Source organism: Actinocrinis sp., assembly GCF_035605935.1.
GTDB lineage: Bacteria > Actinomycetota > Actinomycetes > Streptomycetales > Catenulisporaceae > Actinocrinis.
On record NZ_DATNGK010000295.1, the window covers coordinates 1 to 20,360 of the forward strand.

General features: G+C 69.4%; 19 protein-coding genes. 14 read left to right on the forward strand and 5 right to left on the reverse strand.

The features are described from left to right. Positions 1-261: 261 nt before the first annotated feature. Positions 262-1,755, reverse strand: a complete 1,494-nt coding sequence (locus tag VN779_RS23810) for a glycoside hydrolase family 6 protein (RefSeq protein ID WP_325727097.1) — start codon at positions 1,753-1,755, stop codon at positions 262-264. Between the two features lie 593 nt (positions 1,756-2,348). Between VN779_RS23810 and VN779_RS23815 the strand changes: the two genes are divergently transcribed. Further along, positions 2,349-2,738: a YccF domain-containing protein gene (locus VN779_RS23815; RefSeq protein WP_325727099.1), complete on the forward strand. Its 390-nt coding sequence runs from the start codon at positions 2,349-2,351 to the stop codon at positions 2,736-2,738. 13 nt (positions 2,739-2,751) lie between these two features. Here VN779_RS23815 and VN779_RS23820 read toward each other — a convergent pair whose 3' ends face one another. From VN779_RS23820 to VN779_RS23830, 3 genes are all read right to left on the reverse strand, one after another. Continuing rightward, positions 2,752-3,303, reverse strand: coding sequence for a DUF5134 domain-containing protein (locus VN779_RS23820; protein ID WP_325727101.1), 552 nt, complete (start codon positions 3,301-3,303; stop codon positions 2,752-2,754). Between the two features lie 52 nt (positions 3,304-3,355). Next, the gene (locus VN779_RS23825; protein WP_325727103.1) at positions 3,356-4,096 is read right to left on the reverse strand and encodes a DUF899 domain-containing protein; all 741 of its coding nucleotides are present in this window, start codon (positions 4,094-4,096) and stop codon (positions 3,356-3,358) included. Between the two features lie 95 nt (positions 4,097-4,191). Further along, complete coding sequence (locus VN779_RS23830; protein ID WP_325727105.1) at positions 4,192-5,247, reverse strand: sigma-70 family RNA polymerase sigma factor; 1,056 nt, start codon at positions 5,245-5,247, stop codon at positions 4,192-4,194. A 92-nt stretch (positions 5,248-5,339) separates the two neighbouring features. Here VN779_RS23830 and VN779_RS23835 point away from each other — a divergent pair, with 92 nt between their 5' ends. The 13 genes from VN779_RS23835 to VN779_RS23895 all read left to right on the forward strand — a co-directional run bounded on the left by VN779_RS23835 (position 5,340) and on the right by VN779_RS23895 (position 18,480). After that, on the forward strand, positions 5,340-5,696 hold the full coding sequence (locus tag VN779_RS23835; protein WP_325727107.1) for a protein phosphatase: 357 nt from the start codon (positions 5,340-5,342) through the stop codon (positions 5,694-5,696). 170 nt (positions 5,697-5,866) lie between these two features. Further along, the gene (locus tag VN779_RS23840; RefSeq protein ID WP_325727109.1) at positions 5,867-7,225 is read left to right on the forward strand and encodes a hypothetical protein; all 1,359 of its coding nucleotides are present in this window, start codon (positions 5,867-5,869) and stop codon (positions 7,223-7,225) included. Between the two features lie 59 nt (positions 7,226-7,284). Further along, positions 7,285-8,808: an aldehyde dehydrogenase family protein gene (locus tag VN779_RS23845; protein WP_325727111.1), complete on the forward strand. Its 1,524-nt coding sequence runs from the start codon at positions 7,285-7,287 to the stop codon at positions 8,806-8,808. A gap of 8 nt (positions 8,809-8,816) precedes the next feature. Further along, complete coding sequence (locus VN779_RS23850; RefSeq protein WP_325727113.1) at positions 8,817-9,230, forward strand: DUF779 domain-containing protein; 414 nt, start codon at positions 8,817-8,819, stop codon at positions 9,228-9,230. Between the two features lie 204 nt (positions 9,231-9,434). Then, positions 9,435-10,196, forward strand: a complete 762-nt coding sequence (locus VN779_RS23855; RefSeq protein WP_325727115.1) for a DeoR/GlpR family DNA-binding transcription regulator — start codon at positions 9,435-9,437, stop codon at positions 10,194-10,196. Further along, positions 10,193-11,152: a 1-phosphofructokinase gene (gene pfkB, locus VN779_RS23860; RefSeq protein ID WP_325727117.1), complete on the forward strand. Its 960-nt coding sequence runs from the start codon at positions 10,193-10,195 to the stop codon at positions 11,150-11,152. Before VN779_RS23855 ends, pfkB begins: the two co-directional genes overlap by 4 nt. Before the next feature lie 74 nt (positions 11,153-11,226). Continuing rightward, positions 11,227-12,420 (forward strand): PTS mannitol transporter subunit IICB, encoded by a 1,194-nt coding sequence (locus tag VN779_RS23865; RefSeq protein ID WP_325727119.1) that lies wholly within the window; start codon positions 11,227-11,229, stop codon positions 12,418-12,420. A gap of 5 nt (positions 12,421-12,425) precedes the next feature. Then, positions 12,426-12,734, forward strand: a complete 309-nt coding sequence (locus tag VN779_RS23870; RefSeq protein ID WP_325727121.1) for a PTS lactose transporter subunit IIB — start codon at positions 12,426-12,428, stop codon at positions 12,732-12,734. A 37-nt stretch (positions 12,735-12,771) separates the two neighbouring features. Beyond that, on the forward strand, positions 12,772-13,209 hold the full coding sequence (locus VN779_RS23875; protein WP_349260916.1) for a PTS sugar transporter subunit IIA: 438 nt from the start codon (positions 12,772-12,774) through the stop codon (positions 13,207-13,209). A 40-nt stretch (positions 13,210-13,249) separates the two neighbouring features. After that, positions 13,250-14,290: a zinc-dependent dehydrogenase gene (locus tag VN779_RS23880; RefSeq protein WP_325727125.1), complete on the forward strand. Its 1,041-nt coding sequence runs from the start codon at positions 13,250-13,252 to the stop codon at positions 14,288-14,290. A 52-nt stretch (positions 14,291-14,342) separates the two neighbouring features. Further along, positions 14,343-14,633: an HPr family phosphocarrier protein gene (locus VN779_RS23885; RefSeq protein WP_325727127.1), complete on the forward strand. Its 291-nt coding sequence runs from the start codon at positions 14,343-14,345 to the stop codon at positions 14,631-14,633. Continuing rightward, complete coding sequence (gene ptsP / locus VN779_RS23890) at positions 14,626-16,272, forward strand: phosphoenolpyruvate--protein phosphotransferase (RefSeq protein ID WP_325727129.1); 1,647 nt, start codon at positions 14,626-14,628, stop codon at positions 16,270-16,272. The genes VN779_RS23885 and ptsP overlap by 8 nt, the downstream gene beginning before the upstream one ends. 558 nt (positions 16,273-16,830) lie before the next feature. Continuing rightward, positions 16,831-18,480, forward strand: a complete 1,650-nt coding sequence (locus VN779_RS23895; RefSeq protein ID WP_325727131.1) for a serine/threonine-protein kinase — start codon at positions 16,831-16,833, stop codon at positions 18,478-18,480. A gap of 93 nt (positions 18,481-18,573) precedes the next feature. On the opposite strand, the gene VN779_RS23900 is transcribed toward VN779_RS23895, so the two are convergent. Then, positions 18,574-20,043, reverse strand: a complete 1,470-nt coding sequence (locus VN779_RS23900; protein ID WP_325727133.1) for a glycoside hydrolase family 16 protein — start codon at positions 20,041-20,043, stop codon at positions 18,574-18,576. Positions 20,044-20,360 lie beyond the last annotated feature (317 nt).

Genomic DNA, 20,360 nt, shown 5'->3' on the forward strand with positions numbered 1-20,360 from the left:
GGGTACGGCACAGCGAATCGGCCAAGCGGCGGGCCTGGCAAGGCGCCGGAGCATCCTCGCGCTCCTCATTCAACACCGTGGGTCGTCTGTGGATGTTTCGGCAACGCAGCCAGGGCCGTCGATCGGCCGATTCGCCCCCAACATGGGATCAGACGCCCTCTTACGTCGGCCACGCGTGCGGACGGCCGGTCCGTTGCCGGACCGGCCGTCTCCCCGTGCCCCGTGATCCCGGGCAGCGGCTGTGGCTCAGGAGGCTGCGACTCAGGAGCAGGCGACTCCGTTGAGCGTGAAGTTGCTCGGGGCGGCGTTGCTGGAGGCCCATGTGCCCTGCATGCCCACGCCGGTAACCGTTCCGCCGGGTGCGATCGACCCGTCGTAGGACGCGTTCGTGAGAGTCACGGTCGCGCCGCTCTGCGACGCGGAGGCGCCCCAGGCGTTGGTGACCTTCTGATCACCGTTGTAGCGGAACGTCACCGTCCAGCCGTTGATGGACGAGCTGCCGGTGTTAGTGATCGAGACGTTCGCGGTGAAGCCGCCGGACCAGGAGCTCTGAACGGCGTATGTGACGAGGCACGATCCTGATCTGGCGCTCGCGGACGGCGAACTCGACGGGCTCGCGCTGTGCGACGGCGAAGCCGACGGGGAGGCGGAGGGCGAGCTGCTCGGCGACGCGGACGGGCTGGCGCTCGTCGCTGAGGCCGAGGGAGTCGGCGAGTAGCTGTGGATCGGGCCGTTGATGACCAGCGCGTAGGCGAGCGCGGGGTCGAAGGTGCCCGCGGCGTCAGCGCAGCCGTCTGATTCACCCGGCGGCTTGACCCACAGATACGCGTCCACGGCGGAGTCGCCGGTGTTCGCGGTCGGCGCCTGGCCGACCGCGCGTCCGCTCGGGTCGCACCACGGGTTGCCGGGCGCGGGGCCGTTGCCGTTGCGGCTGGTGTCGACCACGATGTGCAGGTTCGACGGGTTGCCGAGCGCGGCCAGCACCTGCTTGTCGTAGTTGACCTCGTCGGAGGTCGTCATGAAGTTCGAGACGTTGGAGAAGATGCCGTCGGCGCTGGTCTTCACGCCGGCGGCGTTGAGTGCCGCGGCCTGGGCCGAGGGCGAGTTCCATGCCGAGTGCCCGGCGTCCATGTACACCTTCGCCGCGGGGTCGGCGCTGTGGATCGCCTGGCCGGCGAAGGCGAGGGCTGAGTCGCGGTCCGCGGCCTGCTGCGCGGAAAGGCAGGTCTGCAGGGCCAGGGAGTCCGGCTCGAGGATCACGATGACCTGATGCGTGCCGAGGCCGTTGGCGAAGCTCTGCACGTAGTTCTTGTAACTGGTGATATCGGGCGCGCCACCGGCCGAAGCCCCGCCGCAGTCCCGGTTCGGGATGTTGTACATCACCAGCACCGGCGTCTTGCCCGCCGCAGCAGCCGCGCTGGTGATCGCCGAGGCGTCGGACTGCACCGTGGACGGGGTGTAGTTGGCGAACCAGATGCCCTGCGGCTGCGAGGCGATCTGCGAGGCGATGAGGGGTTCGCGCGAGTCGCCGGGATTGGCGGCGTCCCACTTCATCACGGCCGAGTTCGGGTAGACGTAGAACTGCGTGCCGCCTGAGATGCTGCCGGCGGCCGCGACCCCGGTCAGCTGGGTGAGGCCGGCGAGTCCCACCATGGCCACGGCCGACACGCCGATGGCGGCGGCCCCTCGGCGGCGGCGGGCGCGATCGGGGCGCGCCGAATCGCGGCTCCGATCGAAGAGGTCTGTTGCGCGCATTCCGATGCGGTCCTTTCCCGGTAAGCGGCCCCCGGCAGCGCCGGAAAACTAGCGGGCAGCAGCGGTAGCGGTAAATGGCGGGTAACCAAGCACGAGCGGGACCGGTCCGCGCCTGCGGGCGCCTTGCCATGGCGGCGGCACGTTCAGCAGCGGCTTTACTCCGCGATCCTGGGTCCGGGCGCCTGCCGGGTGAAGGAAGCAGACAAGGAAAGATCCTGAAACTTGCACCCGCGTCCAGGCCCAGCCGGACCTCGACGCGGCGTCGAACAACGGCCGCGACATGTGTCGAACGCCGCATCGACAGCGGGCAGGCAACGCCGAAACTTTCTTTGTCCGGGCGCCGTGATCTAGGCCGTGTGTAAGAAGTAGCGTCGGAGAAGGCCGCGGCGTCTGGCGCGTGCGATCGCAAGGCGGCGGAGCGTCCTCATGGGGCATCTGAGCAGTGTCCGATAGGTGCCTGGCGGCACCGGGGCTTCGCCAACGCAGCGAGCGTGCGTGGCAGGCGTCGCGGCCCCGGCGAAACTTCTTACACACGGCCTAGGGCGACCCAGTCGATCGTGCATTGAACGGCGGGATGCGGTGAGCTTGTAGGTATGAGACTCATCCTGAACCTCATCTGGTTCGTGCTGTGCGGAGTATGGCTGGCGATCGGTTACGCGCTGGCCGGTTTGCTGTGCTTCGTCCTGATCATCACGATTCCGTTCGGGTTCGCCGCGTTCCGTATCGCCAACTACGCGCTTTGGCCCTTCGGCCGGTCGATCCTGCCGCGTCGCACGGCGGGCGTGGCCTCGGTGGTCGGAAACGTGATCTGGGTGCTGTTGTTCGGCTGGTGGCTGGCGATCGGGCACCTGGTCACCGGGGCGGTGCTGTGCCTGACGATCATCGGCATCCCGCTCGGGCTGGCCAACTTCAAGCTGATCCCGATCTCGCTGGTGCCGCTGGGCGTGCAGATCGTGCCGAGCGGCACCCCGGGTTCCATCTGAGCGCAGGGGCGGATCAGATCATCGGCAGCAGCATCACAGCAGTGCTGACGAGCATCATGATTTCGCAACCACGGCCGACCGGGTCAATGGCGCACGGCCGGCGGTCGCCGCCCTGGCTGTGGGGGTCGAATGCCGACATCCGCCACGTAAATACGCACGCCGACACGGCTGCGTATCCGAACGCGGCGAGCAATAACAGCGAGACGCCGTTCCCGGTCGACGGTATCGCCATCTGCATGCTCATCGGCCCGGACGGTCCGGGATCGGGCGGCATGCGGACCATCAGAACCATGATTCCGGACATGACCGCGTGATGCATCCGGCCGCGCACCACCATGGTTATCGCGACGGCTCCGAACAGGACGCCGAGCGCCCGCACCGCCGCTCCCCCGCGCTCGACGAGCATTACGGCCATGCCGAGCGCCATGAGCAGATGCAGCACTGAATTCGTACGCTGATACATCCTCTCGCGGCGCCCGGAAGGCCGGGCCAGCCGCCAGACGGCGCCGGAGGCGACTATGACCAGGGCCGCACCGAGCCCCCAGCTCACGGCCGTGCCGGTCATAGCCGCCTCCGTCCCCGTTGCGTCCCCGTCGGCTTCGGTCTCCCTTCGCTCCTCAGTCGCTGAAACTGGGGTCGGCGCCGTGCGGCTTCTCCACCCGGCCCTTGGGCTCCTCCCACGCCTCCTGGCGGCCGAGCGCGGTCATGTCGAGCACCCCGTACGAGCCGCCGAGCTGCTCGGTGCCGCGGGCAAAGGTGGTGTAGGTGTGGAAGATCTGGTCGCCGTCGCGCAGGAAGCAGCTCAGGCCGGGCTGCTCAGAGGGACCCTCCAGGATCCAGTTCATCCCGGCCTGCGCCAGCTCGTGTGCGTCGCGGTAGTTGAACTCGACCGGCGTCACCGCCGGGTCCAGGGTGACGTGGAAGTCGTAGTTGAAGTCGCTGCCGAAGGAGGAGTACCAGGGCAGCGTCCAGCCGCGGCTCGCCGCGTAGGCCTGGAGCTTCTCCAGCGGCGCCCGGGAGACCAGCGCGTAGGTGGTGTCCCGCGAGTGCAGGTGCGCGAGCAGACCAGGTGACAGCTCGTCGACCCCGGCCGTGCAGCCCTTACAGGCGCCATCCCAAGCCGGGTCGAACATCACGTGCTGCACCACCAGCTGGCGCCGGCCCTCGAACAGGTCGGCCAGCGAGACCGGGCCGTCCGGCCCCTGGAACGCGTACGGCTTGTCCACCCGCACCATCGGCAGCCGCCGCCGGTCGGCGTTGAGCGCGTCACGCGCCCGGGTCAGCTCCTTCTCCCGCAGCAGCAGCTGCTTGCGGGCCTCGGTCCACTGCTCGCGCGAGACAACCTGCGGAAGGCTCATCTTCGGTCCCTTCGGTTCCGGGCGATGGTTCGCTTTCACCGGCTTGGACGATCCGGTTCGGCGAAACTCATCGGTCGGTCGAAGGGCGCTGCCGGCTAAAGAGTCAACGACAGGCCGAAGATCGGGAACAGCAGCTCCGGCATGAGGAAGCTGTGTATCTCGGCGATCCGCTCGCCCTCCACCCGGATCATCTGCAGCGCGAACGGCACATGGCCGCCGTGCCCATCGCTGCGGTACTGGCCGAACGCCACCGCGCCGTTCGCCGAACCGGCCGGCAGCAGCCGCGAACCGCGGCACTCCGCGCCGGGGCCAAGCATCCAGCGGCCGATCTCCGCGCCACTACGCAGCCACAGCTCGTAAGGCGGCATCGACTGAACGGCGTCGTCGTGCAAGAGCGTGGTGAGCCGGTCGATGTCGTAACGCTCGAAGGCCTCGACGAACTCGGCGAGCAGGTCGCGCTCCGTCACCCCTTCCGCTCGCGGAGAATCACCGGAGCGGCTGGTACCCGTCGCGGGCGGAGAGGCATCGCTCGCTATTCGCGCGTCGTCCTCCAGCTGCTGCGCGGCGAGCGTGGCCCGCGCCCGCTGAAGCGCGCTGTTCACCGCCGCGACGCTGCTGCCGAGCAAGTCGGCCACCTCGGCTGCGGACCAGTCGAGCACCTCGCGCAGCAGCAACACCGAGCGCTGCCGCGGCGGAAGGTGTTGCAGCGCTGCCACGAACGCCAACCGGACGCTGTCACGTTGCGCCGTCACCTGCGCCGGATCGGCGTGCTCAGATAGCACGCGGGAATCCGGCACCGGCAGAACCCAGGCGCTCTCGCCAAGCTCGGGGCCGATATCGCCGGTGCGCATCACGTCCGCGGCCGTCGTCGATGGGACCAGGCCCATCGGCAGCGCGCGCCGCTTGCGCCCGCGCAGCATGTCCAGGCACACGTTCGTGGCCACCCGGTGCAGCCAGGTCCGCACCGAGGAGCGGCCCTCGAAGCCGCTTTGCGCCTTCCACGCGCGTATCAGCGTCTCCTGCACCGCGTCCTCCGCCTCGGCGAACGAGCCGAGCATGCGGTAGCAATACCCGGTCAGCTCGCGGCGGTGCAGTTCGAGCTGCTCTGGCTCGAACGCGTCGACTGCGACAGTGGCGGTGATAGCGGACATAACACCGATCGTAAGCCGAGCCACCGACAGCAGCGGGAGGGACGCAGGTCAAAGAACCACTCCGCGCCCCGTCACAGGGTTACGCTCACTCGGTGATCTCCGCGTGGGAGGCCGAATCCGAAGGCCTGCTGATCTTGCCCTCCGGTCGAACCGTGCGCGGCCGTGGACTGCGCCGACCGCTGCCGGCAGCCGGACAAGAACCGACGTTCGCGCTGTACCTGCTCGGCCACGAGCCGCCAACCGTCGCACGGGAATCGCGCTGGCTGCGCTGGCCCGACTTCCGACTGCCTTCTGACCCCGCAGTCGGCCGCACCGGCACCGCGCTGTCCTGCCTGGCGGTACTCGACGGTCTCCCGCCGCGTGACGCGATCGCATACGTGCGCGAACATTACACACGACGCGCCGTCGAAACGCCTTGGCAACGCCGCTTCGTGGAGCGCTTCCGATAACGGCCACACCGCGCCAGTCAGCCCACGTACACCCGAGTATGCAGAATTCCTTTCTCCCCCACGAGTGAATCGCCGCATCAGTCTGCTCAACTCCGGCACAGTGCGTTGCCGAACCAGGCAACATAGGTGACGATGGCGGCGGGAACGGCCCTCGCCATAGAGGAGCGCTGGTGGGCAATCCCTGGCTGGCATTGGAGATCGGCGCCGATCCGCGACGGCGCGCCGGGCAGCTTCGCCGGGCGCACGAGGCCTTCGTCACCGGTTCGTCGATCGCGGGCCCGGTGCGCCCCGTGGTCGCCGATTCCTGGCGTCGATCAGCCGGCGCGCTGGTACCGCCGGACGCGCTCGCCCCGGTCGATCTGGTCGACGAGGCGCTGGAGGAGTACCGCCGTTCGCATCCGCTCGCCGTGGTCCTGCCGCTGCTGCGGGACCTGCTCGGGGCGGTCGCCGACGACGGCGAGCACGTGCTCGCGGTCTGCGACGCCGTGGGCCGGCTGCTGTGGGTGGAAGGGCACGCCGGGGTACTTCGTAAAGCCGAGGCGATGAACTTCGTGCCGGGCGCGAGCTGGGATGAGGGGCACGCCGGGACGAACGCCCCGGGGGTGGCGACCGCCGTGGACCACGCGGTGCAGATCTTCGCCGCCGAGCATTACAGCAGCCTTGTTCAGCCGTGGACCTGCGCGGCGGCGCCGATCCACGATCCGCGTACTGGAGCGCTGCTCGGCGCGGTGGACATCACCGGCGGCGATCACCTGGCCAGCCCGCAGAGCCTCGCGCTGGTGCAGGCGACCGCGCGCGCCGCGGAAGCACACCTGTCCACGTTGCTGCCGCCGCTGGGTCCGGTTCTGGTCACGATGGCTGGCAGCCTGTCAGACCCACGGCGCACCACTGCCGAACCCGCGGTGCTCCAGGCGCTCGGCCGGGACGAGGCGCTGCTGAAGGTGGCTTCGCAATCGCTTCGGCTCGGCCGCCGGCACAGCGAGATCGTGGTGCTGCTGTCCCGCCACCCGGAAGGGCTGACGGGCGATCAGCTCTGCCTCGAACTGTACGGCGAGCGCACGGTCAACCCGGTCACGCTGCGGGCCGAACTGTCGCGGCTGCGGCATTTGCTCGGTCCGCAGGTGCTCGACTCGCGACCGTACCGGCTGCGTGTCCGCGCTGAGGCGGATTTCCTTGACGTATCGCAGGCGTTGGAGCGTGGCTCGGTCGCCGAAGCTGTGCGTGGGTATCGCGGTCCTTTGCTGCCCGAGTCTGACGCGCCGGGCGTCGCGCGGATGCGCGATCGTCTCGCCAATCAGGTGCGTGCCGCGTTGCTAGCGCGCCACGACCCGGATCTGCTCGACGCGTGGACGCGAACCGCCTGGGGTGACGACGACCTCCAGGTCTGGGAGGCGCTGCTGACCTCGCTGCCCGAATCATCGCCGCGCCGCGCGCTCGCGGCCGTGCGCGTCGGGCAGTTGCGGCGCGAGTACGGGTTGCGGGAAAGTCACCCGCAGCATGCAACGTGGTTGCAACGTCGCCGAACCTAACGTGCCGTCATGTGTTCGCCCGCGCGGGAGCGGGCGGCGAAGGTGCGGAAGGCAGTGCGATGACGCGCTATGCGGCCCCGGGTCAACCCGAGGCGAAAATGGACTACCAGCCCCGCTACGACCACTGGATCGGCGGCGAGTTCGTCAAGCCGCATCGCGGCCAGTACTTCGAGAACCCGAGCCCGGTGACCGGCCAGACCTTCACCGAGATCGCCCGCGGCACCGCCGACGATGTGGAGCGCGCCCTCGATGCGGCACACGGCGCGGCGCCCGCGTGGGGCCGTACTGCGGTAGCGGCGCGCGCCGAGGTCCTCAACAAGATCGCCGACCGGATGCAGGAGCACCTGGAACAGCTCGCCGTCGCCGAGAGCTGGGAGAACGGCAAGCCGATCCGGGAGACCCTGGCCGCCGACCTGCCGCTGGCCATCGACCACTTCCGTTACTTCGCCGGGGCGATCAGGGCGCAGGAGGGCGGCCTCGCCGAGATCGACGAGGACACCATCGCCTACCACTTCCACGAGCCGCTCGGCGTGGTCGGGCAGATCATCCCGTGGAACTTCCCGATCCTGATGGCCACCTGGAAGCTGGCCCCGGCGCTGGCCGCGGGCAACGCCGTCGTGCTCAAGCCGGCCGAGCAGACCCCGGCCTCGATCCACTACCTGATGAGCCTGATCGCCGACCTGCTGCCGCCCGGCGTGGTCAACATCGTCAACGGTTTCGGCGTCGAGGCGGGCCGGCCGCTGGCCTCCAGCGCGCGCGTCGCGAAGGTCGCGTTCACCGGCGAGACCACCACCGGCCGGCTGATCATGCAGTACGCCAGCGAGAACCTCAAGCCGGTGACCCTGGAGCTGGGCGGTAAGAGCCCGAACATCTTCTTCGACGACGTGAGCGGCGCGGACGACGAGTTCTTCGACAAGGCACTCGAGGGCTTCACCATGTTCGCCCTCAACCAGGGCGAGGTGTGCACCTGCCCGTCCCGCGCGCTGATCCAGATCGGGCACTACCGGCGTTTCCTGGACGCGGCGATCGCGCGCACCGAGAAGATCGTGCAGGGCCATCCGCTGGACACCGAGACAATGATCGGAGCGCAGGCCTCCAACGACCAACTGGAGAAGATCCTGGCCTATCTGGAGATCGGCCGGCAGGAGGGCGCCAAGGTGCTGACCGGCGGGCACCGGGCCGAACTGGAGGGCGAGCTGGCCGGCGGCTATTACGTGCAGCCGACCATCTTCCAGGGCTCGAACCACATGCGGGTCTTCCAGGAGGAGATCTTCGGCCCGGTGGTCTCGGTCGCGCCGTTCAGCGACTTCGACGAGGCGATCAAGATTGCGAACGACAGCCTGTACGGCCTCGGCGCGGGGGTGTGGACCCGCGACATCAACACCGCGTACCGGGCCGGGCGCGCGATCCAGGCCGGCCGGGTGTGGACCAACTGCTACCACGCCTATCCCGCGCACGCGGCCTTCGGCGGCTACAAGCAGTCTGGGATCGGCCGCGAGAACCACAAGATGATGCTCGACCACTACCAGCAGACCAAGAACCTCTTGGTCAGCTACTCGCCCAAGAAGCTCGGCTTCTTCTAGGCCGCGCCGTGCCGCCGAGTGAGCCCGCGCCGGCGCGGGTGGATGTGACCGAGGCCGCCGCGCGGATCCTGCGGGATCTGCGCGCGGCCCACGGCCCGCTGATGTTCCACCAATCAGGGGGCTGCTGCGACGGCAGTTCCCCAATGTGCTTTGCGCTCGGCGAGTTCCGCACCGGCGCCTCGGACGCGCTGCTCGCCGAACTGCGGATCGAGGGCATACCGGAGCCGATCGGCTTCTGGATGTCGGCCGCGCAGTTCGCGCTGTGGCGGCATACGCACCTGACCGTCGACGTCGTCCCTGGACGCGGCAGCGGCTTCTCGCTGGAAGCGCCGGAGGGAGTACGTTTCCTGACCCGCTCACGGCTGCTGACCGACGAGGAGGACGCCGCGCTGAACCCGAGCCGGGAACTGACAGACACCTGACAACGTCGCACAGCCAGACACTTCGACCTGCCGCGGGCGGGAGACTCATCGCAGTCTCCCGCCCGCGGCTTTACTGGTTTCTGTGTTTGTGTTGGTTTCTTCCCGAGCCCGCTCCCAGCACATTCGCGAAGCCAACCGTTGACTAGCCACAGACTCGGGTGTAAACAATGCAAAGACAACATTGATTGGCGGTGAACCAACATCATGTACGCCGAGGAGCGCCAGCAGGCCATCCTGGCGAAGGCCCGCGCCCATGGCCGGGTCGACGTCGTCGGGCTGGCCACCGAGCTCGCGGTGACCACCGAGACGGTGCGGCGCGACCTGACCGTGCTCGAACGCGCCGGAGTGGTGCGCAGGGTGCACGGCGGGGCGATCCCGGTCGAACGCCTGGGCTTCGAGCCCGCGGTCGCCACCCGCGACGCCGTGATGACAGCGGAGAAGGAGCGCATCGCGAAGGCCGCGCTGGCCGAACTTCCGCAGGAGGGCTCGGTCATCATCGACGCGGGCACCACCACCGGGCGTCTGGTCGAGGCGCTGCCGGCCGACCGGGAGCTGACCGTCGTGGTCAACTCCCCCGCGCTGGCCACCAGCCTGGCCACCCGGGCCAATCTCACCGTCCTGCTGCTCGGCGGCCGGGTGCGCGGGCGCACGCTCGCCACCGTCGACGAGTGGTCCCTGGCCCCGCTGTCCCAGTTGTGCGTCGACGTCGCCTTCATGGCCACCAACGGCGTATCCACGGCCCACGGCCTGACCACCCCGGACCTGGCCGAGGCAGCCGTCAAGCGCGCGATGATCGGCGCGGCCCGGCGCACCGTGCTGCTCGCCGACCACACGAAATTCGGCAACGACTGCCTGGCCAGGTTCGCCGGCCTCGCCGACCTCGACGCGCTGATCACCGATTCAGGGCTCGACGACGAGACGGCCGGCGAGTTTGAGCAGAGCGGCGTGCGGGTGGTGCGCGCATGATCGTGACGCTCACCCTCAACCCGAGCCTGGACCGCACCCTGGAGGTGGAGGCGCTGCGCCGTGGCGAGGTGCTGCGCGCCGCCTCGGTGCATCTGGACCCGGGTGGCAAGGGGGTGAACGTAACCCGGGCGCTGCTGGCCAACGGCGTCGGTTCGCGCGCGGTGATCCCGTGCGGCGGAGCCGAGGGCGAGCAGTTGGTGTTGCTGCTGGCCGGGGAATCGGTGCACACCGTCGCCGTCCCGATCGCCAGCCGCACCCGTTCGAACGTAACTCTCGTCGAGGCGGACGGCACGGTCACCAAGGTGAACGAGCCGGGTGCGCCGCTGACCGCCGCCGAGTTCGACGCGGTCGCCGCCGCCGTGCTCGGCAGCGCGGGCACCGCCGACTGGGTCGTGATGTGCGGCAGCCTGCCTCCGGACGTTCCCGTCGACGTTTACGCAGGGCTGACCGCGCAGTTCACCGCCGCCGGCATCCGCGTCGCCGTGGACACCAGCGGCCCCGCGCTGCTCTCGGCCGTCGCCGCCGGACCCGATCTGGTCAAACCGAATCGGGACGAGCTGGCCGAGGCGGTCGGCGCGCCGCTGTCAGAACTCGGCGACGTCATCGAGGCCGCGCAGACGCTACGCGAACGCGGCGCCGGCGCGGTCCTAGCCAGCCTCGGCGCCGACGGTGCGGTCCTCGTCGATGACGACGGCGTGCTGCTGGCTCAGGGCACGCAGATCGAGCCGCGCAGCACGGTCGGCGCGGGGGACGCGCTGCTCGCCGGGTTCCTGGCCGGCGGCGCGCGCGGCGACAAAGCCCTGATCGAGGCGGTGGCCTGGGGCGCGGCGGCGGTCGGCTTGCCCGGCAGCCGAATGCCGTGCCCGGCGGACATCCGCCGCGAAGGCATCGTCGTGGTCGATCTCTCCCGAGAACCGGGCCCGCCGGTCTCGAAGCTCTCCGCACCAGGGTTCTGACACCCGCAACACCTCCCGCTCCCGCGAGGCTCAACACCCACGTTCCAAGGCTGTCTGTCAAGGAGGACGACGACATGGCCATGGCTTACACCCCGCAGCCCACCGGCACCGGGCTGCGCGCGTCAGTGCAGCGCTTCGGCAGTTTCCTCGCCTCGATGGTGATGCCGAACATCGGCGCGTTCATCGCCTGGGGACTGATCACCGCCCTGTTCATCCCGACCGGCTGGCTGCCGAACGCCAGGTTCGGCGCGCTGGTCGGCCCGATGATCACCTATCTGCTGCCGATCCTGATCGGCTACACCGGCGGCCGCGCGATCCACGGCCAGCGCGGCGCGGTGGTCGGCGCGATCGCCACCGCCGGCGTCGTGGTCGGCTCCAGCGTGCCGATGTTCCTCGGCGCGATGATCGCCGGTCCGCTGGCCGCCTACGTGCTCAAGCAGTTCGACAAGCTGATCGAGGACCGCGTCCGCACCGGATTCGAGATGCTGGTCGACAACTTCTCGCTCGGCATCATCGGCGGCGCGTTCGCGCTGCTCGGGGTCTGGGGCATCGGCCCGGTGGTCAACCATGTGACCACCTGGGCGGGCAACGGCGTGCAGTCGCTGGTCAACCACCATCTGCTGCCGCTGGCCTCGGTCGTGATCGAGCCGGCCAAGGTGCTCTTCCTGAACAACGCGATCAACCACGGCGTGCTCGACCCGCTGGGCGTGACCCAGGCGCTGCACAGCGGCAAGTCAATCCTGTTCATGCTGGAGAGCAACCCGGGCCCCGGCCTCGGCGTCCTGGTCGCCTACTTCCTCTTCGGCCCGCGCAAGCTGCGCCCGAGCGTGCCCGGCGCGATCATCATCCAGTTCCTCGGCGGGATCCACGAGATCTACTTCCCGTACATCCTGATGAAGCCGCGGCTGATCCTGGCCACCATCCTCGGCGGCATGGCGGGCATCGGCTGGTTCGAGGCCACCGGCGCGGGCCTGGTCGCCTCCCCCTCCCCCGGCAGCATCTTCGCCTACGCGGCCGAGACCCCGCGCGGCGGCTACTTCCCGGTGTTCGCGGGCGTGCTGATCGCCGCGGCCGTGTCCTTCGCGGTCGCCTCGCTGCTGCTCGGCTTCGGCCGCGGCGAGAAGGAGGAAGAGATCGAGGCCGCCGAAACCGTCCAGTCCAGCGAGATAACCCAGTCCCCTGATCAAGAGCCGCGGGCACGCCCCGCCGACCCAGTCCTCGCGCATGACACCGCGTTTGTCGGCGAGAGCGCCGCCGGGGAGGCGTGAGCACCATGACCACCATCAGCGCAGCCGACGTACACAAGATCATCGTGGCCTGCGACGCCGGAATGGGCAGCAGCGTGATGCTGGCCGCACAGCTTCGCAAGTCCCTGAAGAAGTACCCGGTCACCGTCGAGCACTCCCCGGTCAGCCAGATCCCGGCGGACGCGGATCTCGTCGTCTGCCACGCCGGGCTGGCTGATCGAGCCCGCGCCGCGGCCGGAGCGAAGCCGGTCATCGCGTTCCAGATCTTCCTCGGCGATCCGGCCGTGGAGGCGATCCTCAAGGCCATCAAGGAAGGCGGCGTCATCAATGTCTGACACGCCTGCGCCCGACACAGCCGCGGACACCGCGGCGATGACCGGCCTGCTGCGGCCCGAAGCGGTGCGGTTGGCCGAGCCCGCGGCCGACCGAACCGACGCCGTACGCCGCTGCGGCCGGGTCCTGGTCGAGATCGGCGCGGTCGAGCCCGCGTACATCGACGCGATGCTCGAACGCGAACGCGACATCCCCACCTACGTCGGCGAGGGCGTGGCGATTCCGCACGCGACCCTCGCCGGCAAGCAATCCGTGCTGCGCGACGCGCTCGCCGTGGTGAAGCTCGCCGAACCGGTGGACTGGAACGGCAATCCGGTGAGCGTGTGCGTGGCCATCGCGGCGCGCGGAGACGGTCACCTGGGGATCCTCTCCGAACTCGCCGAGATCCTGCTCGACCCGGACCGTGCCCGCGCCCTGCGAGACGCCCAGGACGCGAACGAAGTCGTCCGCCTCCTTCAGCCCACCGCAGTCTCCTGACAGCGCACTCTACAAATCCCTGTACCGGAAGGCTCTGATCATGAAGGTGACCCGCTTCTACGCTCCCGGGGACGTGCGCATCGAGGACGCGCCGGAGCCCGAGGCCGGACCCGGGGAGGTGAAGATCAGGGTACGAAACTGCTCCACCTGCGGCACGGACCTGAAGATCTACCGCTACGGACACCACCGCATCGACCCGCCGCGCGTCATGGGCCACGAGATCGCGGGCGAGGTCGTGCAGGTCGGCGCGGGCGTCGGCGGATGGTCGGCCGGGGACAGGGCGCAGGTCATCGCCGCGATCCCGTGCGGGCAGTGCGCGGAATGCCGGCGCGACCGGATGACCGTGTGCCCGAATCAGGAATCGATGGGTTACCAGTACGACGGCGGCTTCGCCGAGTTCATGATCGTGCCGGCGAAGGTGCTGGCGGTCGGCGGGCTCAACCCGATTCCGAGCGGCGTGGGCTTCGACGAGGCCTCCATCGCCGAGCCGCTGGCCTGCGTGCTCAACGGTCAGGAACTCGCCCGAGTCGGCGCGGGCGACGACGTGGTGATCGTCGGTTCTGGGCCGATCGGCTGCCTGCATGTCCGCCTGGCGCGGTCGCGCGGCGCGGCGCGCGTCTTCCTGGTCGAACTCAACCGCGAGCGGCTGGAACGCGCAGCCGCCCTGGTCGCTCCCGACGAAGCCATTTCGCCCGAGGACGGCGACATCGCCGAGCAAATCCTGAAGCTGACCGACGGCCGCGGCGCCGACGTCGTGATCACCGCCGCCGCCTCCGGCAAGGCGCAGGAGCAGGCGCTGCGCTACACCGCCCGCCAAGGCCGCATCAGCTTCTTCGGCGGCCTGCCACAGGACGCCCCCACGATCACCCTCGACTCGAACCTCGTCCACTACCGCGAGCTGACGATCGTCGGCGCGAACGGTTCCAGTCCCGCGCACAACGCCCGCGCACTCGACCTGATCGCGACCGGGGCCGTGCCTGTCAAGGATCTGATCACGCACCGGCTGCCGCTCGACGGCACCCTCGAAGCTCTCGACGTGGTCAGCCGCGGCGAAGCCATCAAAGTCACCATCGAACCCTGATCCACGCGACCTGACCAATCCGCGTTTCATCTCGCCATTGGAGCCCGTTCCCATGCCCGAGCGCACCGTCACCGTCGCCTCAGCCAGCGGCCTGCACGCCCGCCCCGCCGCGCTGTTCGTCAAGGCCGCAGCCGCGCAACCGGTGCCGGTCAAGCTGCGGATCGGCGACGGCCCGCTCGCCGACGCGCGCAGCATCCTGGCCGTCCTCGCGCTGCGCGTCGAACACGGCACGACGGTGACGCTCAGCACCGGCGCGGAGGACGGGCCAGCGGCACACGAAGCCTTGGCAGCGCTCGCCGATCTGCTCTCTCGCGACCTGGACGCGGAGCCGGCCAATGGTTGACCGGCTCCAGGGACTCGGCGTCAGCGCAGGCACCGCAGCGGGCCCAGCCCTGCGCATGGGCCGGCCCCCGCAACTGCCCCCGCCGCGTTCCGTCACCTCCTCGCCGACCGAACAGGCGGCAGCTCGCGAAGCCCTCGATCATGTCGGACACGAGCTGGCCGAACGTGCCGCCCGCGCAACGGATCCGGCCGCACGCGCCATCCTCGAAGCCCAAGCCCTGATCGCGAAAGACCCACTGCTGGCAGAGTCCTGCGACAGCGCCGTCGCCGCAGGCCTCGACGCCGCTCACGCCGTGCACTGCGCGTTCACCCAGCAAGCAGACGGCCTGCGTGCGGCCGGAGGCTATCTCGGCGAACGCGCCGCGGATCTGGAAGATCTCCGCGACCGCGCGGTCGCCTGGCTGCTCGGCGAGCCGATGCCCGGCATCCCGGATCCCGGCCATCCGTTCGTCCTCATCGCCGATGATCTCGCCCCGGCCGACACCGCCACGCTCGATCCCGCGCGCGTCCTCGCCTTGGTGACGGTCCGCGGCGGTCCGACCAGCCACACCGCGATCCTCGCCCGCGCCCTCGGCCTGCCCGCTGTCGTCGCATGCCGGGAAGCGCTCGCCATCGAAGACGGAACCCTGATTCGCGTCGACGGCGAGACCGGCACGATCACTCTCAACGCCACACCTGACACCACCGCAATAACCCACCCCACCGCGACGGTGACTTTCACCGGCCCTGGCCGCACTGCCGACGGACACCGCGTCCCGCTCCTGCTGAACATCGGCTCCGCCGACGACCTGCCTGCCGACGCCGCCACGAACGTCGAGGGCGTCGGCCTGCTGCGCACCGAGCTGCTGTTCCTCGGCCGCCACGACGCGCCGAGCCTCGACGAGCAGCGCGAAGCGTACACGCGCGTCTTGCGTGCCCTCCCCGGCCGACGCGTCGTCCTGCGCACCCTCGACGCCGGCGCCGACAAGCCGCTCCCGTTCCTCTCCCTCACCGATGAGCCGAACCCCGCGCTCGGTATTCGTGGCCTGCGAACCTCGCGCACCCGCCCCGAAATCCTCGATACTCAACTGGATGCGGTCGCCCTAGCGGCACAAGCGGCCGACGCCGACCTCTGGGTCATGGCCCCGATGGTCTCCACCGCGCAGGAAGCGGCCGATTTCGCCACGCGGGCACGCGCCCGCGGACTGTCCAAAGTCGGCGCAATGATTGAAGTCCCCGCGGCCGCGCTGCGCGCCGGCCAAATCCTCGAGCACGTCGACTTTCTGAGCATCGGCACCAACGATCTCGGCCAATACACGATGGCCGCAGACCGCCAATGCGGCGAGCTCGCCGACCTGCTCGACCCCTGGCAGCCCGCCCTGCTCGACCTGATCGCGTTGTGCGCACGGGCCGGAAAGGGCGCCGGCAAACCCGTTGGCGTTTGCGGCGAAGCTGCCGCGGATCCGACGCTCGCCTGCGTGCTCGTCGGCCTTGGAATCAGCAGCCTCTCAATGTCCCGCGCATCCGTAAGCCGTGTTGGCGTACGGCTGCGCCAGCACACGCTCGACTACTGCTCCTCCCTCGCCGACGCCGCCCTCGCCGCACCCGACGCTGCCGCTGCCCGCGCCGCCGCCTCCACCCTCCTGACCCGCAACTCATAACCTTTGCCCAGACTCACCTTTGTCCCGCTCACCTGGACAACTCCGCCTCCACCCTCGCGACCCGCAACTCATGACCTCTTAACCGAATTCACCGTTGTCCCGCTCAGCTGGACAACCCTGCCACCCGCCGCCCGCCATTTCCCTCCTCCCCAACAAACCCCCGCGATGACATTTCCGCGACGCGGCCGCACTACCAACCCCACCGCTCGTTCGCCTCGCCACCCGACCACAGACGCCCTTGCGCGCTGTTTGTCTCGCGATAGCTTCGCCGACGGCAATTGAGGAAAGACCGGGACACGCGTGCACAGGTTTTTCACTCCACCACACATAAACGACCGGTTGTCCGGTCCAGCGAGACAACACCGGATCCTCAACACACGATCAAGCCCCGGCGCAGAACGTTTGTGCCGGTTTTTTCGCCGCGCCAGCCGCCCATTGCGGACACTTTCGCAGGTAACACGGCATGAGCCGGGGACGGATTGATATAGTCGAAGCTCGACTTCGAAACCCCGGTACGCGAGGTGAGTCGTGCACGCTCCCCCCGGGATGTTCGATCCCATGCGCGATCAAGACCCGGTCCAGATCGGGAGCTACCGGCTGCGGGCGCGGCTCGGCGGCGGCGGCATGGGGGAGGTCTTCCTCTCCTTCGACGCATCGGGGCAACCGGTGGCCGTGAAGGTGCTGCGCCGGGAGTTCGCCGACGATCGCACGTTCCGCTCCCGGTTCGGCCACGAGGTGCGCGCCGCGCGGCAGGTGTCCGGGCCCGGCATCGCCCCGCTGCTCGACGCCGATCCGGAGGCCGAGACGCCGTGGCTGGCCACCGCGTATGTCGCCGGACCGACGCTCGCGGATGCCGTCGAACTCTACGGGCCGCTGCCGGTCTCCGCGGTGATCGTGCTGATGTCCGGGATCGCGGCATCGCTCCGGGCGATTCACGACACCGGGATCGTGCATCGCGACCTCAAGCCGGCGAACGTCGTGCTCGGCGCGGACGGGCTGCGCGTGATCGACTTCGGCATCGCGCGCGCCGCCGATGCCACGCCGCTCACCCTCACCGGAATGATGATCGGCTCTCCGCAGTACCTCGCGCCGGAACAGGTGCTCGGTGAGCCGCCGGCGCCCGCCGGGGACGTCTTCTCACTCGGCGCGCTGGCGCACTACGCGGCCACCGGCCGGCCCGCATTCGGCGAAGGCCCGAAATTCGGGGTGGTCTACCGGATCGTGAACGAGCGGCCCGACCTGGCCGGCTGTCCGCTGCAGATCCGGTCCCTCATCGAATCCTGCCTCGCCAAGGATCCCGCCGAGCGGCCGACCACAGCCGAGATCCTGGAGATCTGCACGCCCGACGAGCCGCCGCGCACCGCGGCGGATTGGCTGCCGGAGCCGGTCGTCTTCGCGATCGGCGCATACCGCGACGCGCTCGCCGATCTCACTTTGGGCGCCGGCGACAGCAGGCCACGTAGCGCCGCCGACAGCCCGCCGCCAGCGTCGATAGAAATCCGGCAGCAGGACGAAAAGACCGGATCCAGCCGCCGTCCTTCGCGCCGCGCCCTGGCCGGGCTCGCCGCGGCGATCGCCGTCGTCGGCACCGCGACCGGCGTCGCGCTCGCCGTCTCACCGAGCAGCGGGCCCTCCTCCGCCGCCCGATCCGGTTCATCGTCGTCAGCGAGCCCGAATCATGGCTCTTCCGTGCAAGCCGCCAGTGGCCAGGGCATACCGACGCCCGACTGGTTCCAGGGCGGTCCCCCGCCGGGACCCGGTCCCGGCCCGGACGGCGGTCCTCCGCCAAGCGGTCAAGGTGGCGAGCTCCCGCCGCCTCCACCGGTGAATTACCTGGTCTGGTCGGGCAATATCACCTTCACCAACACGGGGATGTGGCTCGACGAGCGGCCGCCGATTCCCGCCGAGGGCGAGATCCACGGGGATATCCGGGAGGCCTCCCCACCGCCGCTCGCGGAGCTGTCCAGCAACGGCCGGCGCGTACGGAATCTCGCGCTGTGGACCGGTACCGGCACTCCCGACGGCACCAAGTGCCGCGACTTCGCATTCACGCACGGGACCTGGGACCTGCAGCACGTCTCGGTCGGCAACATCGTGTGCGCGCTCACCGCTTACCGCCAAGTCGCCGTGTTGCGGATCACCGCCTTTCCGACTGACGGCTCCGGGGTCACCGCGACTGCCACCGTCTGGGGCGGCAATCCGCGGTAACCCCGGATCTGCGCAGAGCTGTGCGGTGTCAGTACCTCGTCAGTTCGTCGTCAGTTCGTCGTCAGTTGCTCAGTTCCTCGGATCGTCACGTCCTCAGCTGGCCGGGAAGCTGAAGTAGTGCAAGCTGACGTACGGCGGGTTGCCCGCGGCGCCGGACTGGAACTCCAGATAGACGTTGTGCGTGCCGGTGGTCTTGGCGATGTTCGCCGGAACGGTCCGCCAGCTCGACCAACCGCCGGTGTTGCCGACCGCGAAGTTGCCGATCGGCGCGTTGCCCGGGTTGTCGAGCACCACGTTGACCAGACCACTGACGCCGCCCGCGGCCCCGGAGGCGACCCGGGCGTCGAACTGGGTCGAGCCGGTACTGCCGAAGTTGATGTTGTTGTACTCCAGATACTCGCCATTGGTCAGCTGCGGTACCTGATTTCCGTCGACTCCGGACGGGTTGGTGTCACCGCTGGCCGCGGAAACCGTGACCGCGCCCTGCGACGCGTTGTAGCAGTCCGCTGAGATGTTGGAGGTGGCCGTGGCCGTGCAGGACTTTCCTCCACCACCACCGGTGGACGACGGGCTCGCGGACGGCGAAGTGGACGGCGACGCAGATGGTGACGAGCTCGACCCGCTGGTCTGGTACACCGCGACGTAGTCCACGCTCATCCCGGCACCGGAGCTGGTCGCCGAGCTGGGCGAGGTGCAACCGCAGATCGCGTTCGGGTACGCGCCGCCGATCGCCACGTTCAAGATCACGAAGAAACCGTGGTCGACGGCGTTGGCCCAGGTCGTCGCGTCCATCTGGTTCTGATTGACGGTCAGCTGGAGTGCGCCGTCGGTGTAGAAGCGCAGCTGCTCGGCTCCGGCGGTGCGCCGATCAACGATCACTGAGTACGTGTGGTACCCGGTCTGGCAGCCGCCGCACGCGAGCAGCCCGCTGCCGATCCCGGTCGTTTCGTTGCACGGGCCGCCGGGGTCTACGCCGCAGTGCAGCGTGTGCGAGACCTCGCTCAGAGCGTTGACGTCCTCCATCACGTCGAGCTCGCCGATGCTTGGCCAGTTGGTCGCGCCCACCGGCCTGGCCGCCGCGCCCAGCGCCCAGAACGCCGGCCAGTAACCCTGGCCGCTGGCGGGGTTCGGCTGCTCGATCGACGCGGTGATCTCCATCTCGCCGCCGGCCGGTGCGGCGAAGTCGGTGCGCTGGGTCTCCACCCGGCCCGAGGTCCACGAACTGCCGCTCTTGATCGGCTTGATGACCAGGTGGCCGGAGCCGTCCTGGTAGACGTTCGCGGTGGAATTGGTCTCCGACTCCACCTCGCCGGTTCCCCAGTTCCCGGCGCCGCCGGGGTAGCTGGTTCCGAGATCGTAGAGCCAGTTCGCGGTGTTCAGGCCGGTGCCGGCGGCGCCATTGAAGTCGTCGCTGAACACGGTGGTCCAGCCGGCCGGCGGTGCGGGGACAGCGGCCGAGGCCGCACCGGGCAGCGCCAACACCGTGGTGGCTGCGGCTACCGGGGCGATCGCGGCCGCGATCGCCAGGACGACGCGGCGGCGTCGGAGTGCAGGTCGAAGCATCGTTGCTCCTGCGCGAGAGAAAAGCACTGCTGGTGGGTGTGGGACGGCGCGGCCCTGACGCACAGCGATGCTCGAACGTCCTGACCGCGACGTGATCGCGCGCCGCCGGGTGGAGTGGGGGTCTGCGCTGGCGGCGCGCGGCGTAGGTTTCCGGAAACGTTTCCGGAAGAGGCAACTCGGAGTATGCGACCTGTTTTCCCGCGCGTCAACCGGTGACGGTGAGCCAGTTGCTGACTACCGCGATAATTACCTCGCCCGAGCCCAGTGGGATCGGGCGGCACGGATGTGATCAGCGACGCTCGGCGGCGCGACATACG

Bases quoted from the DNA above. Each gene is read 5' to 3' on its own strand.
- VN779_RS23820 (WP_325727101.1), bottom strand. From the start codon at position 3,303: ATGACCGGCACGGCCGTGAGCTGGGGGCTCGGTGCGGCCCTGGTCATA.
- ptsP (WP_325727129.1), top strand. From the start codon at position 14,626: ATGGTTGACCGGCTCCAGGGACTCGGCGTCAGCGCAGGCACCGCAGCG.
- VN779_RS23895 (WP_325727131.1), top strand. From the start codon at position 16,831: ATGCGCGATCAAGACCCGGTCCAGATCGGGAGCTACCGGCTGCGGGCG.
- VN779_RS23880 (WP_325727125.1), top strand. From the start codon at position 13,250: ATGAAGGTGACCCGCTTCTACGCTCCCGGGGACGTGCGCATCGAGGAC.
- VN779_RS23815 (WP_325727099.1), top strand. From the start codon at position 2,349: ATGAGACTCATCCTGAACCTCATCTGGTTCGTGCTGTGCGGAGTATGG.
- VN779_RS23885 (WP_325727127.1), top strand. From the start codon at position 14,343: ATGCCCGAGCGCACCGTCACCGTCGCCTCAGCCAGCGGCCTGCACGCC.
- VN779_RS23810 (WP_325727097.1), bottom strand. From the start codon at position 1,755: ATGCGCGCAACAGACCTCTTCGATCGGAGCCGCGATTCGGCGCGCCCC.
- VN779_RS23825 (WP_325727103.1), bottom strand. From the start codon at position 4,096: ATGAGCCTTCCGCAGGTTGTCTCGCGCGAGCAGTGGACCGAGGCCCGC.
- VN779_RS23875 (WP_349260916.1), top strand. From the start codon at position 12,772: ATGACCGGCCTGCTGCGGCCCGAAGCGGTGCGGTTGGCCGAGCCCGCG.
- VN779_RS23855 (WP_325727115.1), top strand. From the start codon at position 9,435: ATGTACGCCGAGGAGCGCCAGCAGGCCATCCTGGCGAAGGCCCGCGCC.
- VN779_RS23900 (WP_325727133.1), bottom strand. From the start codon at position 20,043: ATGCTTCGACCTGCACTCCGACGCCGCCGCGTCGTCCTGGCGATCGCG.
- VN779_RS23845 (WP_325727111.1), top strand. From the start codon at position 7,285: ATGACGCGCTATGCGGCCCCGGGTCAACCCGAGGCGAAAATGGACTAC.
- pfkB (WP_325727117.1), top strand. From the start codon at position 10,193: ATGATCGTGACGCTCACCCTCAACCCGAGCCTGGACCGCACCCTGGAG.
- VN779_RS23830 (WP_325727105.1), bottom strand. From the start codon at position 5,247: ATGTCCGCTATCACCGCCACTGTCGCAGTCGACGCGTTCGAGCCAGAG.
- VN779_RS23870 (WP_325727121.1), top strand. From the start codon at position 12,426: ATGACCACCATCAGCGCAGCCGACGTACACAAGATCATCGTGGCCTGC.
- VN779_RS23865 (WP_325727119.1), top strand. From the start codon at position 11,227: ATGGCCATGGCTTACACCCCGCAGCCCACCGGCACCGGGCTGCGCGCG.